We start from the raw sequence: 22,602 nt of genomic DNA on the forward strand, positions 1-22,602 counted from the left end.
AACGAAGTTTTGCCGTTTTGTCTTGTAATTGTGATCTTGTTGGCAAATCCTCAGTTAATCTGAATAATTCATTTGTACTTGATTAGCTAAACCGGTTCTTCTATTTTATCAACCATGTTGTCTGATACGTATTGAACAGGGAATGAAGATGAAAAACCGAATTTGGGTGCTGGGTGATGCGGTGGTTGATTTGATCCCGGAAGCAGATGGCCGATTACTGCAATGTCCGGGCGGCGCGCCTGCCAATGTGGCTGTGGGAATAAGTCGCCTGGGGGGCGATAGCGCATTTATTGGCCGCGTAGGGGAGGATCCTTTCGGCAAGTTTTTGCTTAAAACGCTGGATGATGAGGGAGTAAATACGCAATTTATGCAACTTGACCCTGACCAGCGTACCTCAACCGTGGTGGTGGCCAACGACGCCGAAGGAGAGCGATCCTTTACCTTTATGGTGCGCCCGGGGGCAGATTTATTCCTCCAGGGCACAGATCTGCCGACCTTTAGCGCCGGACAATTTCTGCATCTGTGTTCGATTGCCTTGTCCGCAGAACCTTCTCGTTCTACGGCACTGTTGGCGATGACCCGGATGAGAGCGGCCGGAGGCCATGTCTGCTTTGATCCCAATATCCGCCTTGACCTGTGGACAGATGAGGATGAGTTACGTAACTGCCTGGATCAGGCGCTTGCGCTGGCAGATATTATAAAAATTTCACAAGAAGAACTGGCATATCTGACGGGGGAGGTGCGGTTATCGGAAGGGATTTTACGTCTGTGTGAACGGCATAATCCTGAACTGCTGCTGGTCACACAAGGTAAAAATGGCGTATTGGTCTATCGTCGAAAAGATGCATCATTGACGCAATATCCAGCTCCGCAAGTAAAAGCGCTCGATACCACCGGGGCAGGGGATGCCTTTGTTGCCGGACTGCTTGCCGGACTGGCACAGCACTGGCCAGTGAGTTCAGAACAGATCTGGCAGCAGATAATCCGTCAGGCACTTGCCTGTGGCGCCCTGGCCACCACGGCCAAAGGGGCGATGACGGCATTGCCGAACAGTTTACAATTGGCGGCATTTTACTCGTCTACAGACTAAATAGCGCCGAGGGATATTGCCAGAAAAGTCGTGCCCCGTTTAAGTGTTTTTAAGTGGGGCCTCCAAGGATGTCAGCGTCGGAAGCTGCGAGCAAGTGCTTAGTGAAAGGTTTCCCGGCCGGTAAAGTGTCCTACCCAACCTTCGGGATTGGTGAAAATACGAATAGCGACAAAGTCCGGGTACTCGCCGCAATCAAACCAGTGTGGCGTATTGGCCGGAACCCGCAAAAGATCCCCTGCTTCGCAGGTTAACTGGAAAACCTGGTCGCCCATCGGCACAAAAAAAGTTCCGCTGCCACGCACGAAGAAGCGAACCTCGTCCTCACTGTGAGTATGTTCCTGAAGAAATTTTTCTCGCAGCGTTTTTCGTTCGGCATGCTCTGGCGTCAGGCTGATCACATCGGCAGAGGTATAACCTTCCTGTTGTTTCAGCCGTTCAATCTCGGCACGATGCTGATGCAAAATAGCTTCGCTATTGGCATCCGCCGTCGGAGCGTTTGTCTGCCAATGTTCCAGTTGGATACCAGCACTGGCGAGTAACGAGGCAATATCGTCAAAGGTGGTCAGCTGTTGCATCGGTTGGCTAATTTGCGGACGGTGATAGATTGATAATGTTGTCATAGTGGTTATTCCCCAGTGGTAGCTGTGAGTATTCACCATTAACTTTATGCGGATAAAAAACAAGACGGGTTAGTCATATCTTATACCTGTGGATCTTTCGTATAAACATATCATTAACTAAGTTTATATTTTAGCTGTCGCATTTTATCAGCATATTAACATTCATTATTTTTTTATCTCTAACGAGTGAGGCGCTGGTATCAGCACTAGTGCAGCCTGGTTTTGTTGCCAGCCGCCAAAAATTCAGGGTGCAAGAATATCAATTAACAACAGGGTGCCGAAGCTTCCGGCGGGAACGTAATGCTGATGACCTTTCGGTACCAGGCAATAATCCCCCGTCAGCAAATGCAAGGATTTATCTTCGACAATCAGCGGCAGCTCGCCTTCCAGCACAATAAGCATTTCATCAAAATCCTCGTGAACTTCCGGGGGAATACCTTCGCCGCCCATTTTTAATATTTTGATATTGGCATTGCCCACCAGGCCAAGTGACTGTGACTTCCATACCTGCGCCAGATTAGCGGCGATGCTGAAAACTGAACCTTGTTCCATAAGCCTGGTTACCTGATAAATATTAATCCTCCATTAAGCACCGTTGGGTTTTCTCTGCGAAATATCTATTTTATATAAGTTAGATAAGTCCGGTATTGGCGATATACCTAACTGTTCATCAAATAAACTGAATCATTATGTTAAATAAATGATATTTATTCTCATCCTGAGTCGCGTAAAGTAATGCGATAAGTGGCCGTATCTCGTTTTGCGGGTTTGGCCCATTGGTTTACGTCATTGAGGATAAACAGGCGATGAAGAAGATTGGATTTTTATCATTTGGCCATTGGACACCATCCCCCCAGTCGGGTACCCGATCGGCGGCTGATGCTTTGCTGCAATCTATCGATCTTGCTGTCGCTGCCGAAGAACTGGGGGCGGATGGCGCTTATTTCAGGGTGCATCATTTTGCCCGCCAGCTAAGTTCACCTTTCCCTCTGCTGGCGGCGATTGGCGCAAAAACCCGCAAGATTGAGATCGGTACCGGTGTAATCGATATGCGCTATGAAAATCCGCTGTATATGGCAGAAAACGCCGCTGCCGCCGATCTGATATCCGCTGGCCGTTTGCAGCTGGGTATTAGCCGTGGATCGCCGGAACAGGTTATCGATGGCTGGCGCTATTTCGGTTATCAGCCCGCCGAAGGAGAGACCGAGGCCGATATGGCGCGGCGTCACACCGAAGTTCTGCTGGATGTACTGCGCGGCGAAGGTTTTGCACAACCGAATCCCCAGCCGATGTTTGCCAATCCGCCGGGGCTGTTGCGCCCGGAACCCTATTCTGCCGGCTTGCGTGAACGTATCTGGTGGGGCGCAGGTTCCAATGCCACTGCGGTTTGGGCGGCGAAGCTGGGGATGAACTTGCAAAGCTCGACGCTGAAAGATGATGAAACCGGCGAGCCGTTCCATATTCAACAGGCGCAACAAATCCGTGCCTACCGTGCGGCCTGGGCCGCAGCCGGTCACCAACGTGCACCGCGGGTCTCGGTCAGTCGCAGTATTTTTGCTCTGATGGATAATCGCGATCGCGCCTATTTTGGTGCCAGCGGCAACGATAGCGATAAAGTCGGTTTCCTCGATGAGAAAACCCGGGCAATTTTTGGACGCAGTTATGCCGCTGATCCGGAAACCCTGGTCAAGCAACTCAAACAGGACGAAGCCATTGCCGAAGCTGACACTTTATTGCTGACGGTGCCAAACCAACTGGGTGTTGAGTACAACGTGCACGTTATTGAGTCGATCCTGCATCATGTCGCACCGGCCATGGGCTGGCGCGACTAGTGCGCTAAAGGACATTGGTCATACCCAAAGCCCGCTTGAGGAAACTTAAGTGGGCTTTGTTATTTGGGCTTGTCAGGCAGGGAAGGATTTTATGATTAACTTACTGATAAATTGGTCAGAAGGGCATATTGTCATGGTTAAAGCCCGCACAATGGACGTTTAAACGCCAAGGAACGAACTATCAAATACATAGGGTGATTCAGATGGGCCTTGGTTGCGTCCGCGTATAGAGTAGCAATAAGAATACATAAAAGGAGTATGACCATGAGTAATTCTATTGATGAAGAAGCAAAAGACGGCAAGCCTATTGTGAAAGCAGAAAGAGAAACATCAGCCGGTAAATGTCCTTTTCATGAGGGAAATGCTAATAAAACCTCTGGCGGTGGCACAAGCAATCGCGACTGGTGGCCTAATCAGCTCAGAGTCGATCTACTGAATCAGCACTCAAACCGTTCTAATCCGTTGGGCGAATCCTTTGATTATCGCCAGGAATTTTCAAAATTAGACTATCCCGCACTAAAAGGCGATCTCAAAACGTTGCTCACCGAGTCGCAACCCTGGTGGCCCGCTGACTGGGGGAGCTACATCGGTCTTTTTATCCGTTTGGCCTGGCACAGCGCCGGGACTTATCGCGCCATCGACGGTCGAGGTGGTTCCGGCCGCGGTCAGCAGCGCTTCGCACCCCTGAACTCCTGGCCTGATAATGTCAGCCTCGACAAGGCACGTCGCTTGCTGTGGCCAGTAAAACAAAAATATGGTCAAAAAATCTCCTGGGCTGATCTCTATATTCTCGCCGGCAACGTTGCGCTGGAAAACTCCGGTTTCCGTACCTTTGGCTTTGGTGCCGGGCGCGAAGATGTCTGGGAACCTGATCTTGATGTCAACTGGGGCGATGAAACCACCTGGCTTGAACACCGTCATCCTGAATCGCTGGCGCAATCGCCATTGGGTGCTACGGAAATGGGGCTGATTTACGTTAACCCGGAAGGCCCGAATCACAGTGGTGATCCTGCTTCGGCAGCCCCGGCTATCCGCGCCACGTTCGGTAATATGGGCATGAACGACGAAGAGATTGTGGCGTTAATCGCGGGTGGCCATACGCTGGGCAAAACCCATGGTGCCGGTCCTGCCAGCCATGTCGGTGCCGATCCTGAAGCCGCACCTATTGAAGCACAAGGCCTGGGATGGGCAAGCAGTTATGGCACGGGTGTTGGGGCTGATGCCATCACCTCCGGCCTGGAAGTCACCTGGTCACAGACGCCAACGCAGTGGAGTAACTATTTCTTCGAAAACCTGTTCAAATATGAGTGGGTCCAGACACACAGTCCTGCCGGGGCAATACAGTTTGAAGCGGTGAATGCGCCAGATATTATCCCGGATGCCTTTGATTCGGCGAAAAAACATAAACCGACCATGTTGGTCACCGATCTGACGCTGCGTTTCGATCCGGAGTTTGAGAAAATATCTCGTCGTTTCCATCGCGATCCGCAGGCATTTAACGAAGCCTTTGCGCGAGCCTGGTATAAACTGACCCACCGAGATATGGGGCCAAAAGCACGTTATATCGGACCGGAAGTGCCAAAAGAAGACCTGATTTGGCAAGACCCGCTACCGCTGCCGGTGTATCAGCCAACCAGCGCTGATATTGCACTGTTAAAAGAGAAGATTGCCGCTTCCGGTCTTACCGTTAGTGAACTGACCTCGGTGGCTTGGGCATCAGCTTCTACCTTCCGTGGCGGTGACAAGCGAGGCGGTGCCAACGGTGCGCGACTCGCGCTGTTGCCGCAAAGAGAATGGGCAGTTAACGCCATTGCAGCTCGCGTTTTACCGACTCTGCAATCGATTCAACAGTCAGTGCATAAAGCGTCGCTGGCGGATGTGATCGTTCTTGCTGGCGTGGTAGGTGTAGAACAGGCGGCGAAAGCGGTTAACGTTGAGATCACCGTGCCTTTCACCGCCGGTCGGGTTGATGCCCGCCAGGATCAGACTGATATTGAATCCTTTGAGTTTCTTCAACCGAAAGCGGATGGTTTTCGTAACTATCGCGGCGTTTCCGGCAGTACCTCGACGGAAAATCTGCTGATTGACAAGGCGCAGCAGCTTACGCTGACCGTGCCGGAATTAACGGTACTGGTCGGTGGATTAAGAGTGTTGGGAACCAACTTCGATGGCAGTCAACACGGCGTATTCACCAGCAAGGTGGGCGAGCTGAACACCGACTTCTTTGTCAATCTGCTCGATATGGGTACGCAATGGCAGGCAACCGATGCTTCAGCAGAGCAATTTGCCGGACGCGATCGTCAGAGCGGAGAGGTTAAATTTACTGCCACCCGTGCCGACCTGGTGTTTGGCTCTAATGCGGTATTACGTGCTTCCGCCGAGGTTTACGCCAGCAGTGACGCCAAAGAAAAGTTTGTTAAAGACTTTGTCGCCGCCTGGACTAAGGTGATGAATTTGGATCGATTCGATATCTAAGGGATATTGAACAGTTTCAATCACTGATATCAGTAAATAAAAATCCCGCTTAGGTTGCTTTAAGCGGGATTTTTTTGATTTTACACATTTCACTCGGCTCGCTAAAGACAAGGTTGGGTGATCCATAAATAATAGACCGCTTACAGATATGTTCTATATTGGCTATGTCCTCTGGCAGAGAGACCTTCCAATTAAAATGAAATGGCGTTCACTGCTTTTTTAAAACTGAAGCCTGGGGGTTAACTTCTACACTCGCAGTCATCCCTGAAACCAACTCGATTTCATTGGGAACATGATCAATTTGAATATGTACTGGAATGCGTTGGGCAAGTCGTACCCAGCTAAATATGGGGTCGACATTGGGCAGGCCGAGGTCTCCGGGAGAATCATTTTTGTCATCAATCCCATGACCAATACTTTCAACATGACCTGATATTTGCTGCTTGAACCCCATTAGCGCGATTTGAGCCGGGTCTCCTGTATGGATATGCTGCAATTTCGTCTCCTCGAAATAGCCAATAATCCAGAAACTGGCGGCATCAAGCACTGCTACCTTTGTTACCCCTGCTGTCGCATAATCTCCGGGTTGAATCCTCAAATTGGTGACGTATCCATCTACCGGGGCATGGATAGTGGCATGATTCAGATTGAGTTTTGCAAGTCCAAGTGCGGCTAAAGCCCCTTGATAGTCGGCAATGGCTATGCCTGCCGCACCACTGGTTTGTTGTAAATCTTCTCTGGAAATAACGTCTTGTAACTGGCCTCGTCGTCGTGCTGCATCCTGGCGTACCAGCATTTCATGACGTTTGGCTTCAACCAAAGCCTGAGCGGATAGCACCGCCAGCTGTAGCCATTGCGGATTTATCGAATAAAGAACATCTCCGCGGTGGACAAACTGGTTGTCATGAACCGCCACGCTGCTTACCGGCCCGGAGACATCCGGCGCAACCTGCACCACATTGGCGCGTACACGCCCATCCCGGGTCCAGGGTGTTTGCACATTTTTCTTCCACATTGTGGCAGCAATGACGATGGCAATCGTTACTGCACTTAGCGTCAGCATATAGCGGCTCAATAAATTGACAATGTGCTTCATTCTTAAAATCCCGTAGCGTTCAGACCCTGTTTCATCAGGGCTAAAATGATAAAAAAGAGGGCGATATTGGCCAGCGACCGACAAGGTAACAGGCGATAAATAGCGCTGAAGGCGAAAAAGCGGATCACAAATAATGTGCACAAAAATGCAGCGAAAACGATTATCAGCAATCCAGGTATCAAGACACCCCCCGCATTGAGGTCAATAATCATAAATATGCTCTTTATCCCGCAGGCGCAAAACAATACGAAGGTCAATGAGAAGTTCAATAAGCTGGTCAGCGCGTATGTTCGTATCTGATAAAATTCCTGCTATCAATTCATCAATTTTCCGCTGCAGACAATCGCGCATTAATAGGCGGTTATGTTTTTTGTCACTAAAATATTGGGCTACTACTGAAAGCAATCCATTCAATTGCATTTCAGTCTGACCAGGAAAATTGACGCGTAAACTGCGTAACTGGCTGACAACATTACCGATGCTCAAATAGTGCAACATCTCATTGATCCTGTCCCCGGAAGATTTTCCCCTTCCTTGCAACCGTGGCAGCAGCAAAGCGGTTCTATCTATCATCAAGTTGGTCCAGTAGATTTCATTGGGTGCCGGTCCCAGCGCCCGCCGTCTGATGTCCCGTCGGCTATGTTGCAGCAAACGTTTTATTGCAGCTTCAGCCTGTACAGTCTGTAGCAGGCTCATACTGACTACGCTAAATCCGGTAGCGACAAAGAGTGCAATGGAGGTGTTCAACGAAGCGGCAAAGTCGCCGCTATATTCAGCCCCCAACGCTGACAAAATGGGCAGGGTAAGCGTAATACCCATGGCCATAAAGGTGGTTGATGGACGCGCCTGTAGCGAACCGGCGAATAAAAAAGCAGGGGCCAAGACGGCGACCAGCACGTTAAATTCTGTGACCTGAGGAAGGAGGATAAAGCTGTAAATCAAGCTGATTAATACGCCATACACTGAGCCAATAATGTATTTAATTATATGGGGAGCGGGGGTGTCGAAACTGCCAAACAATGTGCAGCAGACGCCGAGAATAGAAACTGCTGTAGCACCATCTGGCCAGGCTGAGTAAATCCACAGGATGCATCCAATAACGATAGTGATGAATGCACCCAGCGTACTACGTGCTGCCATGAGATAATCACGATGGAAGACGTATCCTTTTCCGTGCTTAAGTTCGCGATGTATTCCATTTTTAAATAGGGACGTAGCCTGGTTTAAAGTGCCGTAAAGGTGATCGCACTCTTGTAGCACTTTGATGATTTCGAGCAAATGACTGCACAGGTTTGCAAAATGTCTGTCGGTGCAGGTTACCGCGTGCGAATTTAAATGCAATTTCAGCGCTGCGGCACGTGCGATCAAGGCTTCCCCGGTAACTCCGCGTTGACTCATATCCTCACAGGCAAGCCAGGCTTGTATGTCTTCCAACAAAATACGCATTGCTGCAGATGGGGGGCTTGTCTCGCGGTTTAGAAATTGAAGGCGATCCCTTAACTCTGTGGTCAGGGGTAACAGTCGGGCAAGCCGGTCATGAATTAATCGTCGGCTACCATAACGAGATACCGTATTGGCAAAGTCATAGGGGAGATGAGTGCCTAATCCTTGCAAAAATTGCAGTGCAGAAGCCAGTTGGAAGGGCATTCCGTCTTTTTCGCATGGGCCACGCAAAGTCCCTTCAACCAATTGACGTGCATCGCGCAAGGCTGCCGACAACGTGCTGTTGAACTGGCCTGTGATCCGTTTCGGTAGTACATATCGATGGATTAAGGTGGCGCTCAGAATACCGATGATAACTTCCTGTACACGGACGATGGCAATTTCAAAAATTGAACCCGGGTCGAATACCGCAGGAAATCCGATAAGACTCGCGGTGTACCCTGCCAGCACGAAGGCATAGGCGCGCGGTGTGCGGTCGAGCAGCGAAAAGTAGAGGCAAAAAGCTATCCACCCTGCCAGTACCACGCTGCAGATAAGCGGATAATTCACAAAGTTTGGAACAATGAGCACGGTTGCAAGCGCTCCAACTATTGTTCCGACCAGGCGATATACGCCTCGGCTGAGGGAAGCGCCGACGGAAGTCTGCGAAACGATATAGACGGTGACAATAGACCATGATGGTCTTGCAAGACCGATGCGCAGTGCAATGTAGTAGGCCAGCATGGCGGCGATAAAGCTCTTGAGTGAAAACAGCAACGCATTCACATCGTTCAGAATAGGGGGCTTTGTAACCAGCTCCCGTAATGTGCGGGAAATGGCTGTCATCACACGCATACGCCGGTATAGAGAGGAAGATATTTTGTTCATAAGAAGGATTATTACTGAGTTACAAAAAATCCGAAACGCTGTATTCTGTCAAAAAATACCTAAATCTTGCCATTATGAATAAGCCCCAATCAGCCATTTCTGTTTTCAACCCTGACCTGACGGATTGCCCGGCAGTGGCACGCAGGATTGATTTTGTCGATCATAAAGCAGAAGTACCGGTGCATTCTCACCGCAAAGGGCAATTAATCCTCACCTTGTACGGGGCTGTTACCTGTACAGCCGACAATGAGATCTGGATTGTGCCTCCCCATTTTGGTGTCTGGATCCCCGGCGGGGTGTCACACAGTGCAAAAGCAACCTGGAATGCCCAGCTTATCTATTTGTTTGTCGAGCCGGGCGCGGCGGCATTACCTGAGCAATGCTGCACGTTATCGCTATCGCCATTTGTTCGGGAAATTATCGCCAGGTTGGCGTGCGAGAGGGCCGATTATGCGAAAGAAACGCACGCAGCGAGACTTGCTCGGGTGACACTTGATGAACTGGTCGTCATGCCGCGGCAGAAATTCAATTTACCTGTCTCTACCCATCCGAAAATACATACGATGGCGTCAGCCCTTGTCAGTCAACCTGATGACCGAAGCACGCTAGGGGAATGGGCGAAGCGGTTGGCATTGAGTGAAAGGACAATGTCTCGTTTACTGACCAGAGAAACAGGGCTAACTTTTGGTCGCTGGCGGCAACAACTACATCTTATTGTTGCGCTACGTGAGCTTGCCAGTGGAAAGTCGGTACAAAATGTAGCTGCCGAATTGGGATACGATTCGGTCAACGCTTTCATCACAATGTTTAAGAAATCGGTGGGTAGCACACCGGCGCAATATTTTGCCCAGCGAAGAACAACTCCCCCCTGAGACACTGACGCTATGTTTTGGAGGAGCCGAGCCGGGAAGCCCATTTCCGATGTCGGTTCTGGCGACCCGGGAGATTCAGCCTGAAAGCTATCTCGCTTCCAGACTGAAAATACAGCTGAACATAATCCCGCTTAAAGCAATCTAAGCGGGATTTTTTTAAAGTCACTAACCTGATTGAGCTGGCACTGATATTACATCACCAAGGCCTTGCTGCTACTTTCCGCGACATCGGCTCTCCCCGAGAGGGTAAATGCCGAGATTATTGTTGCGGTTAGTGCAATACCGCCAAGGATCAAGTAGGTGTGTTGAAAGCCTATGCGGTCGTACATATTACCGGCGAAAGCCGACAGGAAAATTGCCGCTACCTGTTTCGCAAATTGGAAACCCACAAGATAAATCGTGGCCGACAAACGGGTATCAAAAACGCCGGTGATATACTTAAACGCGCCCACCAGCAGGAAAGGGACCTCCAGCGCATGCAGCATTTTCAGGGCGATAACCTCTGCCGCCGTGGTAGCAAACGAAGAGCCAATCATTCGTGCAGCCATCACCATACCGGCAATCAACAAGGTGTTTTTTGCGCCGATACGATTAATAATCCACGGTGAGCTGAACATTATTATCGCGTTACAGATTTCCCCGGCAGTAGTTGCAAAACCAAAGGCGCGGGTTCCTGTCTCCGGGGTGGCAAAGAAGGATTTAAAGAAGGTGGCAAATTGCTGATCAAAAACGTCATAGACGCATGCCACGCCAACAACATATAAAATAAACATCCACATTTTACGCTGGCGGAACATGCGCACTGCGGTTTTTAAATCGACCGAGGAACGATTGGCACCCAGTGAATCCATAACCTGAGCCGTTTGGCTGGCCTGCGGTTTTGCTATCGCCACCAGTACCAACAGCAGCAAGGCAGCAGCAGATCCCATCCAGAACACCCATTCAGGATTTATGCTGAACAACATCCCCGCCGTGGTGGCACAGAGTGCCCAACCCAGGCAGCCAAAGGTACGCGCCTTGCCATACTCAAATCCGCTATTACGGCTGATACGTTCGATATAAGCTTCCATGGCCCCGGCACCAGCCGAAAAAACAAAGCCTATATAGGCGCCTCCGCTTAGCGCCCCCAGCCAGATATTGATTTTCAGCAATGGGGCAAAAACATAGAGGAAGAAGGGGGCGATCAGAACCAGCAAAATGGTCACTATCCACATCAGATGCTTTTTCAGTCCCAGCTTATCGGAAATGACGCCCAGTACCGGCTGAAAACAAATGGCAAACAGAGACAGGCTGGAAAATACGATGCCCGTCTCGGTTTTATTCAGGCCAATGACGTCCGACAGCCAGATGGGCAGAAACGGAAAGCAGGTGGCCATAATAAAAAAATATAAAAAGAAAAATAGCGCGAAAATCCAGAAATTAGGGTTATTTTTATGGGAACAGGCGGTCGAGTTCATTCTGTATTCCTCGGTTAGGACCGCTGAGCGGCCCAATCTAATTACACGCGTTGCAAGCCAATCAATATGGCGCTTTCGGGATCAAGGATGGGTAAGGCCAGCCCCGCCAGTTGTAACCACTCGCCACTGACCGTTTGTGGGGTGGTGATCCATTGCGGTAATTTGCGCATGGTATGTCCGCCTTTCCCGGTTAGCTGAAGAGTTGAAGGGTCCAATAGTGTGATCCTGTAGCGGGCAGCAGCCTCCAGACCGGCAATGCGCAGCGGTGACATCAGGGTGTGATCCGGCATAGCCAGCTGGCTGACGAGGAATATCGCCTGGCTTTTATCTTCGCTTACCACGCCGTGTGCCAGTGTGGTGACATCCGGCATGTCAATCCGCCATTGCACGCCGTGATGAATCAAGTCACGCCACTGTTTATGTAGCGCGGTATATTTTCGGTATCCTTCTCGTTCCTGCGCATTGGCTGTTACCGGATCCAGTTCGAGTCCCATATGGCCAAACATCGCCGTCAGGCCGCGAAAAGCAATACTGTGCTGGCGGAAAGTAGCGTGACACTGATGATTGCCAATATGAGCGCCCATCACCTCCGGCGGGAAGAAATAGCTCATCCCTCGCTGGATGGTATTGCGCTCCAGGGCATCATTATTATCCGAGGCCCAGAAGCGGTGGCTGCGTTTCAGCACTTCATAATCAATGCGCCCGCCGCCTGAAGCGCAGGATTCAAACTCAACAAGCGGGAAACGTTCGCCCAGCGTATCCAGCAGACAGTAAAATTGTCGGGTTTGCGCATCGGCTGCCGCTTTACCGTGATGACCCGGCTGCACCAATTCGCGGTTCATATCCCATTTCACGTAGTCCACGGGGTGTTCGCCCAGTAGCCAGGTCATGCGCTCCAGCAGGTAGTCAAACGCCTGCGGTATGTTCAGATCCAGCACATATTGATGGCGTCCGGTAAGCGGGGTATAGCCCGGCAGCGCCAGAAGCCAGTCGGGATGAGCCCGGTACAGATCCGAATCCGGGTTAATCATTTCAGGTTCAACCCAGATGCCAAACTCCATACCCAGTGATTTCACATGCTCGATCACCGGCATCAGCCCGTTGGGGTATTTATGCTGGTCGAGATACCAGTCTCCCAGCGCTGCCTGGTCATCGTTGCGGCCTCTGAACCAGCCATCATCAATAATAAATCGTTCAACGCCGAGTTCTGCTGCGTCGTCCGCCATACGCATGATGTATTGCGGATCGTGGTCGAAATAGATCCCTTCCCAGGTATTGAGATGAACCGGGCGCGGTTTATTGTCGGCAAAGTGGATAATCTGCTCGCGCAGGTAGCGGTGGAACTGCTGGCTCATGCCATTTAACCCCTGCGCCGAGTAGCTGGCATATAGACGCGGTGTCCACAAGGTTTCGCCTTCCGCTACCGACATTTCCCCCGGCAAGTACAGCGCTTCTGCCTGCAGGTAACGCCGACCATCAGTTTTTACTTCAGCCCGCAGGCGGTGGTTACCGCTCCAGCCCAGATGGACGCCCCATACTTCCCCTTGCATCTCGCTAAAGGCGGCGCTACCGCTGATCAGCGCCGGAAAATGTTCGTGCGATGTTCGGCCACGTCGGTTTTCCAGTACAAAGCTGTCATGCTCAAGTGTCAGGCGATGTGGCTGGAATTCACGGGTCCAGCGACCATGAAACGCCATTACCTCGCTGGCACGTTCGGCCACCGGCAAGGTGACCGCCAGCCTGTCCACCTGCCAGGGCTGCGAGCGCAGATTGGTTAAGCCATGGCGAACGTTCAGCACCCCGCTGTTATCAAGCTGGATTTCACTGCACAGACGAAGCCCGGCATGCACGTCTTCGCTGGTGATAGTGACATTCTGCCCGTCCTGGGCCACTTTCGTCGTGGCAAACAGCGGAGAGCCGTCCAGTCCCTGGCGATGTCCTTCAATCCCCGGCGAACCAAACAACCCGTGACCCAGTTCGGCCATCAGGGTCACGGGTGAATCAACATCCAGCCGGCCATTGGCAATCGGGCGAGCGAGAGTAGCCGTATCCTGCGGCGAAAAATGGCTTAAATGCGGTCCCCAGTAGAGAATTTCGGCAAAAGGGTGGGTTTTGATAACCACGTCAGTGCGGGCGCTTTGTAGGTGTAAAATCGAATCAGACATCGGACATCTCCATAACAAAGAATGCCCTACTGTTGATCCGAAACGTTTCGGTCATCAATCGAAACGTTTCGGATTTGTGATCGAGTTAAGAATTTAGCGTATCAAAGAGAGGTATCAGGCCGTTTCTGCCGGGGAGAATTCTGGCTGCCAGAGCACTTGCAAAGTGGCAAGATCTTCACCTGCGATTAAGCGTCGCACCATGCCTGCAATCTGTTGACCTACGCCCTGACGGGTAGACTGGATCACCGCAGCCACTTGGGTTTCAATAATACTGTCCTGTGGCAAACCATCGTAAACCACCAGGGAAATACGATTATCGCCGATCAGTCGTCCCTGTTGAGCCAATGCCATGGCTGCGCCATCGCCGTGAATATTACTGTCCGTAAGGATGGCGGTGGGTGGCTCTGGTAGACGTAAAAGCTCGAGTGTTGCCTGATAACCGCCGCGTCGGGTCGGTGGCACGCTGCGCAGCCAGCTATTAGCTAGCCCTGATTCGCGCAGTGCCTGCAGGTAACCATTGCGACGCTGAGTGATAAACGCCTGATTATTGTTTTCCCCAAGCAAGGCAATGCGCCGATGGCCGCGGTCAATCAGATAACGGGTGGCACTATAGGTTCCGGCCTGGTTATCGAAATCAAACCAGGCATAGGGTTGCTGCAGGTGGCTGCGGCCGAGGGCAAGAAAGGGGAAGCCGGAAGAGAGCAACTGCGCTAAACGTGGGTCGTCATCGAGAGTATGTGCCACGATGAGCGCATCGACACGACGGCTTTGGACTATGCGCATATAACTGTGTTTATCTGCTTGCTCATCATCGGCAATCAGCAGTAAATCAATCTCATAGCGTGCCAACTCATGGCTGATTTCGCCGACCATGTCGAGAAAGACATTGCTGGTCAAGGGGGAGGAACGCACGGGAAAAACCAGGCCTACGGCATCAATTTTGCCCATTTTTAGTCGGCGGGCGAGGGTATTAGGGCGATAACCACGACGCTGTGCTTCAGCCTCCACGCGGGCGCGCGTCTCCGGTGATACATCATCATAACCATTTAACGCGCGGCTGACGGTGGTAACCGAGATACCAAGTTCTTTAGCGATAATTTTCAGTGACATAAACTTTCTTGCCCAGGGTGGAGGTTGGCGTCAGTTTCCCGCAAGAGAGGGCAAAGGTCTAGCACGGAGCTGACGATATTTAAATTTTCAGCTGTTATTTTTCTATAACAATGGAAGAAGACAATATTGAAAGAGGGGAGTGTTCACTGGTCTTTTTCAAGCAACAACATTGCTTTCAGGCTTTGACTATTGTGCTAACTGCTTATAATCAATTGGTTAATAAGAGGCCGCCAGGATATGAGTGTCCTTGAAATAAACGATGTTGAGATAGGAAACAAAGGCATTGCGGTCTATCAATGGCCACATCCTTCCCCTCGTTACCTACTGCTTATCTTACATGGTCATAATGAACATATGGGGCTTTATGAGAGTGTTGCCAAAAGCCTCCATGCTCACGGTGCTTTTGTGTTCGGTCCCGATCACTTAGGGCATGGCCTATCTCATGGGGAACGATTGGTCATAGAGGATTTTGACAGAGTGGTCAATGATGTACAGATTACTGTGGCCACTATCCGCATTCGCTACCCCACCTTACCCCTGATCATTATCGGGCATTCGATGGGGGGAATGATTGCCACGCGATATGTGCAACTCAATAAGACAGGCCACTGTGGATTGGTGCTCTCCGCGCCACTTCTGGGAGACAGAACACGTATAACCAATTTAGCCATAAAACAGCCTCGAAAGGTAGCGTTCACAACGAGCGTCAATTCTATCGAATCAAAAATTGGTGACAGCATTGGCCCCTTTAAATGCATCACACTGGCCGCAATGGATCGCACCCGTAGGCTTATTCATAGTGGTCCGGGATTTGAGAATTTACCCGTGCTCTGGCTTTATGGATCTGAGGACACTATCGTTTTAGCAAAAGAGACCCAAACCACCATAGATAGACTCAAAGGCACCTATTTTGTGACTGAGCCTATTCCTGGTGCACAGCATAATGTTTTTAGTGAAAGCCATCTCGCCGTTACGCTAGCAAAAGTGATCTCTTTTATTGACTCCGTACTCTGAAATCAGATTTATAACTGCAGAAGCATTGGAGCGGTAAGCCAGCATGGAGAATATTCGTGAAAATGAACATTATTCGTCTCTTTTTCCCGGAGTGAGCCCCATTCAAACCTTTCAAGTATCAGGTTTGAGACAAAAAACACCGCAAATGAGGCATTTCTATCGCTGTCTGGCTGTAGCCCTTCTTCTCTGTGATGTATTTCTCTGCGTTGATGTTTATGATGAAAAATCAATTAATCAATTGGAGTGCTGATTAGTGTCGATTTCAGAAAATACATATTCCAAACCCCCTGTTGTCATATGGCAGCGAGCCGAAGCCTTACTGATTTTTATCACTGCAATATCTGTCTTCTGCCATTTCAACAGCACAGTACCGTGGTGGGCATCGCTTCTCCTTTTCCTCGCCCCTGACATCAGTTTCATAGGGTATATTGGCGGGCCAAAAATAGGCGCATTCTGTTATAACGTGGCCCACATCTATGGCTTGGGGATCCTGTTATTTGCAATAGGGATGATCTTGCATTATCCCTGGTGCATGCTGGTCGGCGCCTTATGGCTAGCGCATTCAGGATTTGACCGTATGCTTGGCTATGGGTTGAAATCGCCTGAAGGATTTTCATTTACCCATCTGGGTATGATTGGTAAGCAACCAAAAGAATAATTTAAGTACCGACCTCTCTTTGAAAAAGTGAGGGCGCTTTGCTGGAACTGGTACAAAAGCCTATCCGCCAGCGCGATATGGCGGACCTGGAGCAGCAACTGGTCACGCTGCTGCGTCTGGATTACACTACATCGGAGCAGTTGGAAGCGTTATTTACCTACCTGCTGCAGGTTGGGGACACCGCCAATCCAGAGCGTTTTATTTGCCAGTTGGCGCAGCGTTTACCGCAACATGAGGAGATACTGATGACCATTGCACAAAAGCTGGAAGAAAAAGCACGCCAAGAAGGAATATTGCTGGGCGAGCAAAAGGGGCGCCAGGCAGAGCGACTGGAAACCAAACTTGAAATCGCCCGTACAATGCTGAGCAAGGGGATGGATCACGGCACTGTGATGACTCTGACCAGTCTGACTGAAGACGAGATTAAACATATCCGCCATTAACTGTTAGGGTATTGGCGCACCTTTTCTAAGACAGCAGAATGCTAACGCTAAAGGTCCGTTTAAGTTATCTTAAGTAGTTTTTCTAAAAAACGATCGTGAAACCATTGATCGTTATAGATCTCATGGATTTAGGACGTTCTTTCCATCTAAGATCCCATCCCATCGAGTAATATCGGACCTGTTAATTAAAGCGCAGCTTTTTATTATTTGTTTAAGATGTTTTTTTTCAAAGTCGGTTTCATTATGGCTAAATAAATTATCAAGGTTATATTTTCTGTACTTGTTTTGTGCGTCCGTTACAAAGGTAGGACAAATTAACACATTGTCGCCAAGAGAGAATATCACAGTTCCTGTTATAAATAAATATTCATCGCTAGCGGAATTAATATGTGTCCAAACTGAAGTTGGAAACATATCATGTGTGTAGTGTTGTTTTTTTAATGAATAAATATGTGATTCACTTTCAATTACGCCAATGTTTTTTAAAGCACTTCTTACCACAAGACTTGAAAAGTTAGGAAGTGATGACATTATGATAATAAAAACTGTTAATGCACTCATGATAAAATATATGACACTGTCCTTAATGTTGGTCTTAAAACCGCCAGCCCCAAAAAATACTATGGCTGGAGAGAATGATATAAAAACTAAAATAATAGAGATGACGCAAAAAACAATAAGACCAGCATTGCTGTTTAAAGTGCTAATATTGAGGATTAACAATAAAGGTATTGTTATAGTCATTCCGGAAGAAAAAGAGAAAAAAGAAATGATAATTTTTTCTTTGATGAATTTTTTGTTCCTTATCTCTTTTCCTTTTTTGTAATAAATGTGAATTTTCTTTCTTTTTTTTGAAAAAAAATGAACAACAATGAAAGTAATAGGTAAAAGCAAAAGTGGCGTTATTATGGAAATATAATCTTTTATATAATAGGGGATCTCACTTATAAGGGAGAATATTATTATGCTCGCAATGTATAATATGGATGTGCTACAGGAAATAAAAGGAATTCTGCTTAGATTTATTACGCGTGAGAATTCGTTATTCCATGTCAAAAAACACATCTGACATAACATCATGCTTGGAAGGCAAAGTATAATAAGTAAACCTACTGACAAAGTAAAAAATGATATTATTAATGCGATAAAAGTTCCTTTGCTATCAATAACTGAAGGTAAAAGGTCTATCCTGCCAATATCATTCAGGTATGACCATAAAATAAAACATCCAAAAATCAAGGATAATGGGAGGAGGGATAGAGTTGCTTTGGATAGTTTTATATAATCAATTTGTAGGTTCACAGTAGTGTCTTCCTTTTATAATCAATCTATACCTTTCAATGTGCGCATATAATACCTAAAACTAGGCGTTATTAAAAATAAAAATTATTCTTATAAAAAGCTCAACTAGAGTGAATTGCTCTTAAATGTTTTTATTATTAATTTTGTGAGGTGTTTTCTCAAATAAAAAACTTGCCATTCTAGATAAGTCAGTTGGTTACCAATTATTTTTATCATGGTTATGGAAAATATTACTATGTATGTTGTAATGACGGTCGAGGGTTAACTTAACCGCACCGTGTCAGGCTTGCACCAGAACAACCCCTCTGTTACCAGCCTATTCCTGAATGACCGAATAAAAACGGTGTGCTTCCCCAGGCATATCCAGGATGGATTTTCCCTCACTCAATGCTCAACGAAACGGCTGGTTTAATTTTAACCACCATTTACTTATGCTAAAGTCGATTTATGTCAAACGGAAGACAGGATATCGGCAATGAATGCCAGCACACCCACACCGCACGATGCGCTTTTCAAACAATTTCTTACCCGCACAGAAACCGCCCGGGATTTTCTGCAAATTCACCTGCCGCCAGCCTTACTGGCCCGCTGCGATCTGAATACCCTGCAACTGGAATCAGGCAGTTTTATTGACCGGGAGCTGCGCGGAATACAGTCTGACATCCTCTACTCGCTACAGACTGATAGCGGGGAAGGCTATATATACTGCTTGATTGAGCACCAGAGTTCTCCCGACAGATATATGACCTTCCGCCTGATGCGTTACGCGTTAGCGGCGATGCAGCGGCATCTGGATAACCATAACCAGGCCTTGCCGCTGGTTATTCCCATTTTGTTTTACCACGGTAAAATCAGTCCCTATCCTTATTCCATGAGCTGGCTTGACGCTTTCAGTGACGTGAAATCGGCGCGGCAGCTTTACTGCGGGGATTTTCCGCTGGTGGATGTCACAATGATAAGTGACGATGAAATCGTTCAGCACCGGCGAGTGGCAGCGCTGGAACTGGTACAAAAACATATTCGCCAGCGCGATATGGCGGACCTGGAGCAGCAACTGGTCACGCTGCTGCGTCTGGATTACACTACATCGGAGCAGTTGGAAGCGTTATTTACCTACCTGCTGCAGGTTGGGGACACCGCCAATCCAGAGCGTTTTATTTGCCAGTTGGCGCAGCGTTTACCGCAACATGAGGAGATACTGATGACCATTGCACAAAAGCTGGAAGAAAAAGCCCGCCAAGAAGGAATATTGCTGGGCGAGCAAAAAGGGCGCCAAGAAGGAATATTGCTGGGCGAGCAAAAGGGGCGCCAGGAAGGAATATTGCTGGGCGAGCAAAAAGGGCGCCAGGAAGGAATCTTGCTGGGTGAGCAAAAAGGGCGCCAGGCAGAGCGACTGGAAACCAAACTTGAAATCGCCCGTACAATGCTGAGCAAGGGGATGGATCACGGCACTGTGATGACTCTGACCGGTCTGACTGAAGACGAGATTAAACAAATCCGCCATTAACCGTTAGGGTATTGGCGCACCCGTGATCTCACCTTTTCGCCGTTTGTTATAGCATCATAATTGGCTGTGTCTGGTCAGATCCCGTTGCAATGAGAAGCTAATGATTTATTGGTGAGTTTAAATTTTTTTAACATCAGCGGGTTATAAGGGAATCACATGATTGATACACACGCAGTGTTTACCGTACTGCTGATTTATCTTGCTGGCGTAGTGATACCCGGGCCAAACTTTGTCGCCGTAGTGCATAAAGCTGTGGCTTCTACACGCTCGGCTGCCCTTGCACTGGTTGCTGGCATTGTGGTGGTCAACTTATTCTGGGCAAGTTGCGCTATCGGCGGAATCGGTTTGGTATTTTCCGTATTCCCTTGGCTTGCGCTGGTTGTGAAAATATTAGGGGCAGGATATCTGCTGTGGTTTGGCTTACGCCTGCTCCTTAATGCGGGAAGCAATCCCGTTGCGAACGAAAATGCCCTATTGCCAGGCAATTTCCGCCAATCCTTTATTCAGGGCGTGATTACTAATATCGGCAATCCGAAATCCATGGCTTTTTACGCCGCCATATTCTCTACTGCCGCTCCGGCGCAAGTCTCTGCGGGCACCTTTATTGCCATGCTCGGCGTTGTCGGCATCATTGCATCCCTCTGGTATGGAGCGGTTGCCATTACACTTTCTCAACCGCGTATTTCTGCCGCCTATCAGCGGGCCAAAAAAGTCATTGACCGGCTTTGCGGCGGGTTGATTATGCTGTTAGGGGTTAGGCAGATTATTAATTGATTAGTTTATTGATTTTTTGAGTATTTCTTAATTATTGTCATTGAGTTATGCAAATATGTAGGTTATTAAAAAACCGCCCAGTTTTGCATGAGTGGCTTGTTGGTTTAATAAATAATGAACCTTGCGCTTTATACGATGAAAGCTGTCGTCGCTTAGCTCATCAAGAATAGTGCCGACGTCCAGATACGTGACTGATCCTTTTGACGAGCATTGATAAACAGGGCGTGTTCCTTTTTATCACCCCAGTGGTAGATCCTTAAGCGCTACTGTTCAGTTTGGATCTGACCTGATCCCCGATTAACTCACTCTAATGAGTGTTTTCAAGCAGCTACTGTGTGTCCAGCATTATTAAGCCACATCACATCGTTTTAAGCACTTATATGCTCTAGATGTACCTTCAAGTTGCAGGTAGTTCAATACCAGCCATATCACTCCACGCATAGTCATCTCCCTTTCATAAATACATGCTATCTATGAAACAGGTAACTGATAATGAGACCAGGTTTCATTTGTCTCGTTGAGGCCGTGGCCACAGAACATAACGTTCTGGCCGAAGCACAAAAAAGGTGCGCATGAGGAGTGGCCGGATCTCCGAGCTGCCGAATCTTATCCTTATTAAGCGTGCCCTGTAACGGTGGAATATCCGGAGGTGGTGGTATGCAACTTCACGAACTGATGAGCTCGCAGTATTCTGACAATCCTTTTCTTCTATACCGGCAGCTTTATGAGCAAGGCCCGCTTATTCAGGCCGGAGAGAAGGTCATAATAAGCGGCTGCTATGGCATCGTTGAGGCTCTGTTGAATGATCGCCGAGCCGGCAAAGATTATATGGCAAGTGTCCGACTGCGTTTTGGCGTCGACGTTGCAGAACAGGCGGTTTTCAGGGGTATTAGCCGAATGTTTCTCGTAATGAATCCGCCGGAACATTCCCGGATTAGAGGGCTGATAATGAAGTCCTTCAGTACAGCAGAAATTCAGCCACTGAGAGAAATGGCGATAACCGTAGGGAATACCCTGGTTGACGCCTTTATTGACCGCGGAACCTGCGATCTGGCTCAGGAATTTGCTTTCCCCCTGCCAATTCGTATTATTTGTAGAATGCTGGATGTCCCTGAGTCGGATGCCCACAAGCTTGGCCGTGCAGCTTCAGCGGTAGTAAAAGTCTTCGATCCGCAGATTACGCAGGACGATCTGGCGAAGGCCGGGGAAGCCTTCACCACGCTTTACGACTACTTCAACTCCCTTATTGTTTCCCGTCGGGGAAACACCGGCGATGATTTAGTTTCGCTTTTCCTGCGCACCGAAAACAACGGCGACAGGCTGCAGCACGATGAAATCATTTCGAACGTCATTCTCCTGTTTATTGCCGGGCATGAAACCACTTCAAACATGATATGCAACGCTGTCCTGGGTTTGCATGATAACCCACAGCAATTGGCGTTGCTGCAACAGGATACTGCGCTGATACCTGATGCAGTGACAGAGTGCCTTCGGTACGACAGCTCCGTACAGATGGTGTACCGCACTGCGTTAGACGATATTGATGTTCAGGGCCATTTCATTCCACGGGGAACCAATCTTTTCCTGATACTCGGTGCTGCCAATCATGATCCGGATAAATTTACCATGCCGGAGGTGCTCAGTATCAGGCGAAAGGAAGGTCGTAGCCTGTCTTTTGGGGCAGGCATCCATCACTGCATGGGTTATCGACTGGCCCTGGCAGAGATGGAGGTCGCGCTGCAAATCCTTCTTGTTCGCTTGCCGGAAATGCGGCCGGTAATATCGGGCGTGAAGCATAACCACCGGGCAAATCTGCGGGGTGTTAGTTCATTGCCTGTTATATGGTGAACCGGGGGACGCTGTAGATCCCGGCAGCT

At 48.9% G+C, this 22,602-nt stretch carries 20 protein-coding genes; 11 read left to right on the top strand and 9 right to left on the bottom strand.

Translation table 11 applies throughout. From position 1 onward, the window contains the following. Positions 1-148 precede the first annotated feature (148 nt). Entirely contained in the window at positions 149-1,090 is a 942-nt protein-coding gene (locus GW590_RS11260; RefSeq protein WP_169403146.1) for an aminoimidazole riboside kinase, read from the top strand. Between the two features lie 98 nt (positions 1,091-1,188). Here the strand turns inward: GW590_RS11260 and GW590_RS11265 are convergent, their stop codons facing one another. Together GW590_RS11265 and GW590_RS11270 are read right to left on the bottom strand one after the other, a co-directional pair. Next, positions 1,189-1,710 carry a 1,2-dihydroxy-3-keto-5-methylthiopentene dioxygenase gene (locus GW590_RS11265; protein ID WP_169403147.1) on the bottom strand — a complete coding sequence of 174 codons (522 nt, stop codon included), beginning with the start codon at positions 1,708-1,710 and terminating at the stop codon, positions 1,189-1,191. A 243-nt stretch (positions 1,711-1,953) separates the two neighbouring features. Further along, a complete protein-coding gene (locus GW590_RS11270) occupies positions 1,954-2,262 on the bottom strand; it encodes a cupin domain-containing protein (RefSeq protein WP_169403148.1) in 309 nt (102 codons plus the stop codon). 254 nt (positions 2,263-2,516) lie between these two features. Between GW590_RS11270 and GW590_RS11275 the strand changes: the two genes are divergently transcribed. Both GW590_RS11275 and katG read left to right on the top strand, forming a co-directional pair. Beyond that, the gene (locus GW590_RS11275; RefSeq protein WP_169403149.1) at positions 2,517-3,542 is read left to right on the top strand and encodes an LLM class flavin-dependent oxidoreductase; all 1,026 of its coding nucleotides are present in this window, start codon (positions 2,517-2,519) and stop codon (positions 3,540-3,542) included. A 264-nt stretch (positions 3,543-3,806) separates the two neighbouring features. Further along, a complete protein-coding gene (katG, locus tag GW590_RS11280) occupies positions 3,807-6,017 on the top strand; it encodes a catalase/peroxidase HPI (RefSeq protein ID WP_169403150.1) in 2,211 nt (736 codons plus the stop codon). A 208-nt stretch (positions 6,018-6,225) separates the two neighbouring features. Here katG and GW590_RS11285 read toward each other — a convergent pair whose 3' ends face one another. The 3 genes from GW590_RS11285 to GW590_RS11295 are packed head-to-tail and all read right to left on the bottom strand — an operon-like array spanning position 6,226 to position 9,381. After that, positions 6,226-7,113: an efflux RND transporter periplasmic adaptor subunit gene (locus GW590_RS11285; RefSeq protein WP_169403151.1), complete on the bottom strand. Its 888-nt coding sequence runs from the start codon at positions 7,111-7,113 to the stop codon at positions 6,226-6,228. A gap of 2 nt (positions 7,114-7,115) precedes the next feature. Further along, positions 7,116-7,325 (bottom strand): DUF1656 domain-containing protein, encoded by a 210-nt coding sequence (locus GW590_RS11290; protein WP_169403152.1) that lies wholly within the window; start codon positions 7,323-7,325, stop codon positions 7,116-7,118. Next, positions 7,315-9,381, bottom strand: coding sequence for an FUSC family protein (locus tag GW590_RS11295; RefSeq protein WP_235955921.1), 2,067 nt, complete (start codon positions 9,379-9,381; stop codon positions 7,315-7,317). The genes GW590_RS11290 and GW590_RS11295 overlap by 11 nt, the downstream gene beginning before the upstream one ends. Before the next feature lie 116 nt (positions 9,382-9,497). On the opposite strand from GW590_RS11295, the gene GW590_RS11300 reads away from it, so the two are divergent. Further along, positions 9,498-10,295, top strand: a complete 798-nt coding sequence (locus GW590_RS11300; protein WP_169403154.1) for an AraC family transcriptional regulator — start codon at positions 9,498-9,500, stop codon at positions 10,293-10,295. Between the two features lie 191 nt (positions 10,296-10,486). Here the strand turns inward: GW590_RS11300 and GW590_RS11305 are convergent, their stop codons facing one another. The 3 genes from GW590_RS11305 to GW590_RS11315 form a co-directional block, all read right to left on the bottom strand. Continuing rightward, positions 10,487-11,752: an MFS transporter gene (locus GW590_RS11305; protein ID WP_169403155.1), complete on the bottom strand. Its 1,266-nt coding sequence runs from the start codon at positions 11,750-11,752 to the stop codon at positions 10,487-10,489. A gap of 41 nt (positions 11,753-11,793) precedes the next feature. Next, positions 11,794-13,917: an alpha-galactosidase gene (locus GW590_RS11310; protein WP_169403156.1), complete on the bottom strand. Its 2,124-nt coding sequence runs from the start codon at positions 13,915-13,917 to the stop codon at positions 11,794-11,796. Between the two features lie 114 nt (positions 13,918-14,031). Next, a complete protein-coding gene (locus GW590_RS11315) occupies positions 14,032-15,027 on the bottom strand; it encodes a substrate-binding domain-containing protein (RefSeq protein WP_169403157.1) in 996 nt (331 codons plus the stop codon). Positions 15,028-15,264: 237 nt separating this feature from the next. Here GW590_RS11315 and GW590_RS11320 point away from each other — a divergent pair, with 237 nt between their 5' ends. The 4 genes from GW590_RS11320 to GW590_RS11335 are packed head-to-tail and all read left to right on the top strand — an operon-like array spanning position 15,265 to position 17,142. Next, positions 15,265-16,041 carry an alpha/beta fold hydrolase gene (locus tag GW590_RS11320; protein WP_169403158.1) on the top strand — a complete coding sequence of 259 codons (777 nt, stop codon included), beginning with the start codon at positions 15,265-15,267 and terminating at the stop codon, positions 16,039-16,041. A 43-nt stretch (positions 16,042-16,084) separates the two neighbouring features. Next, a complete protein-coding gene (locus GW590_RS11325; RefSeq protein WP_169403159.1) occupies positions 16,085-16,291 on the top strand; it encodes a hypothetical protein in 207 nt (68 codons plus the stop codon). A gap of 3 nt (positions 16,292-16,294) precedes the next feature. Beyond that, on the top strand, positions 16,295-16,699 hold the full coding sequence (locus GW590_RS11330) for a DUF4260 domain-containing protein (RefSeq protein ID WP_211186729.1): 405 nt from the start codon (positions 16,295-16,297) through the stop codon (positions 16,697-16,699). A 38-nt stretch (positions 16,700-16,737) separates the two neighbouring features. Beyond that, the gene (locus tag GW590_RS11335) at positions 16,738-17,142 is read left to right on the top strand and encodes an Rpn family recombination-promoting nuclease/putative transposase (RefSeq protein WP_169403160.1); all 405 of its coding nucleotides are present in this window, start codon (positions 16,738-16,740) and stop codon (positions 17,140-17,142) included. 120 nt (positions 17,143-17,262) lie between these two features. On the opposite strand, the gene GW590_RS11340 is transcribed toward GW590_RS11335, so the two are convergent. Further along, the gene (locus tag GW590_RS11340) at positions 17,263-18,444 is read right to left on the bottom strand and encodes a hypothetical protein (RefSeq protein WP_169403161.1); all 1,182 of its coding nucleotides are present in this window, start codon (positions 18,442-18,444) and stop codon (positions 17,263-17,265) included. 475 nt (positions 18,445-18,919) lie between these two features. Here GW590_RS11340 and GW590_RS11345 point away from each other — a divergent pair, with 475 nt between their 5' ends. The 3 genes from GW590_RS11345 (at position 18,920) to GW590_RS11355 (ending at position 22,573) form a co-directional block, all read left to right on the top strand. Beyond that, complete coding sequence (locus GW590_RS11345) at positions 18,920-19,951, top strand: Rpn family recombination-promoting nuclease/putative transposase (RefSeq protein WP_169403162.1); 1,032 nt, start codon at positions 18,920-18,922, stop codon at positions 19,949-19,951. Positions 19,952-20,107: 156 nt separating this feature from the next. Next, positions 20,108-20,725, top strand: coding sequence for a LysE family translocator (locus GW590_RS11350; protein WP_169403163.1), 618 nt, complete (start codon positions 20,108-20,110; stop codon positions 20,723-20,725). A gap of 657 nt (positions 20,726-21,382) precedes the next feature. After that, complete coding sequence (locus tag GW590_RS11355) at positions 21,383-22,573, top strand: cytochrome P450 (protein ID WP_169403164.1); 1,191 nt, start codon at positions 21,383-21,385, stop codon at positions 22,571-22,573. Positions 22,574-22,602: the final 29 nt, after the last annotated feature.

The organism is Rouxiella aceris (assembly GCF_012933545.1).
Classification (GTDB): Bacteria; Pseudomonadota; Gammaproteobacteria; order Enterobacterales; family Enterobacteriaceae; genus Rouxiella; species Rouxiella aceris.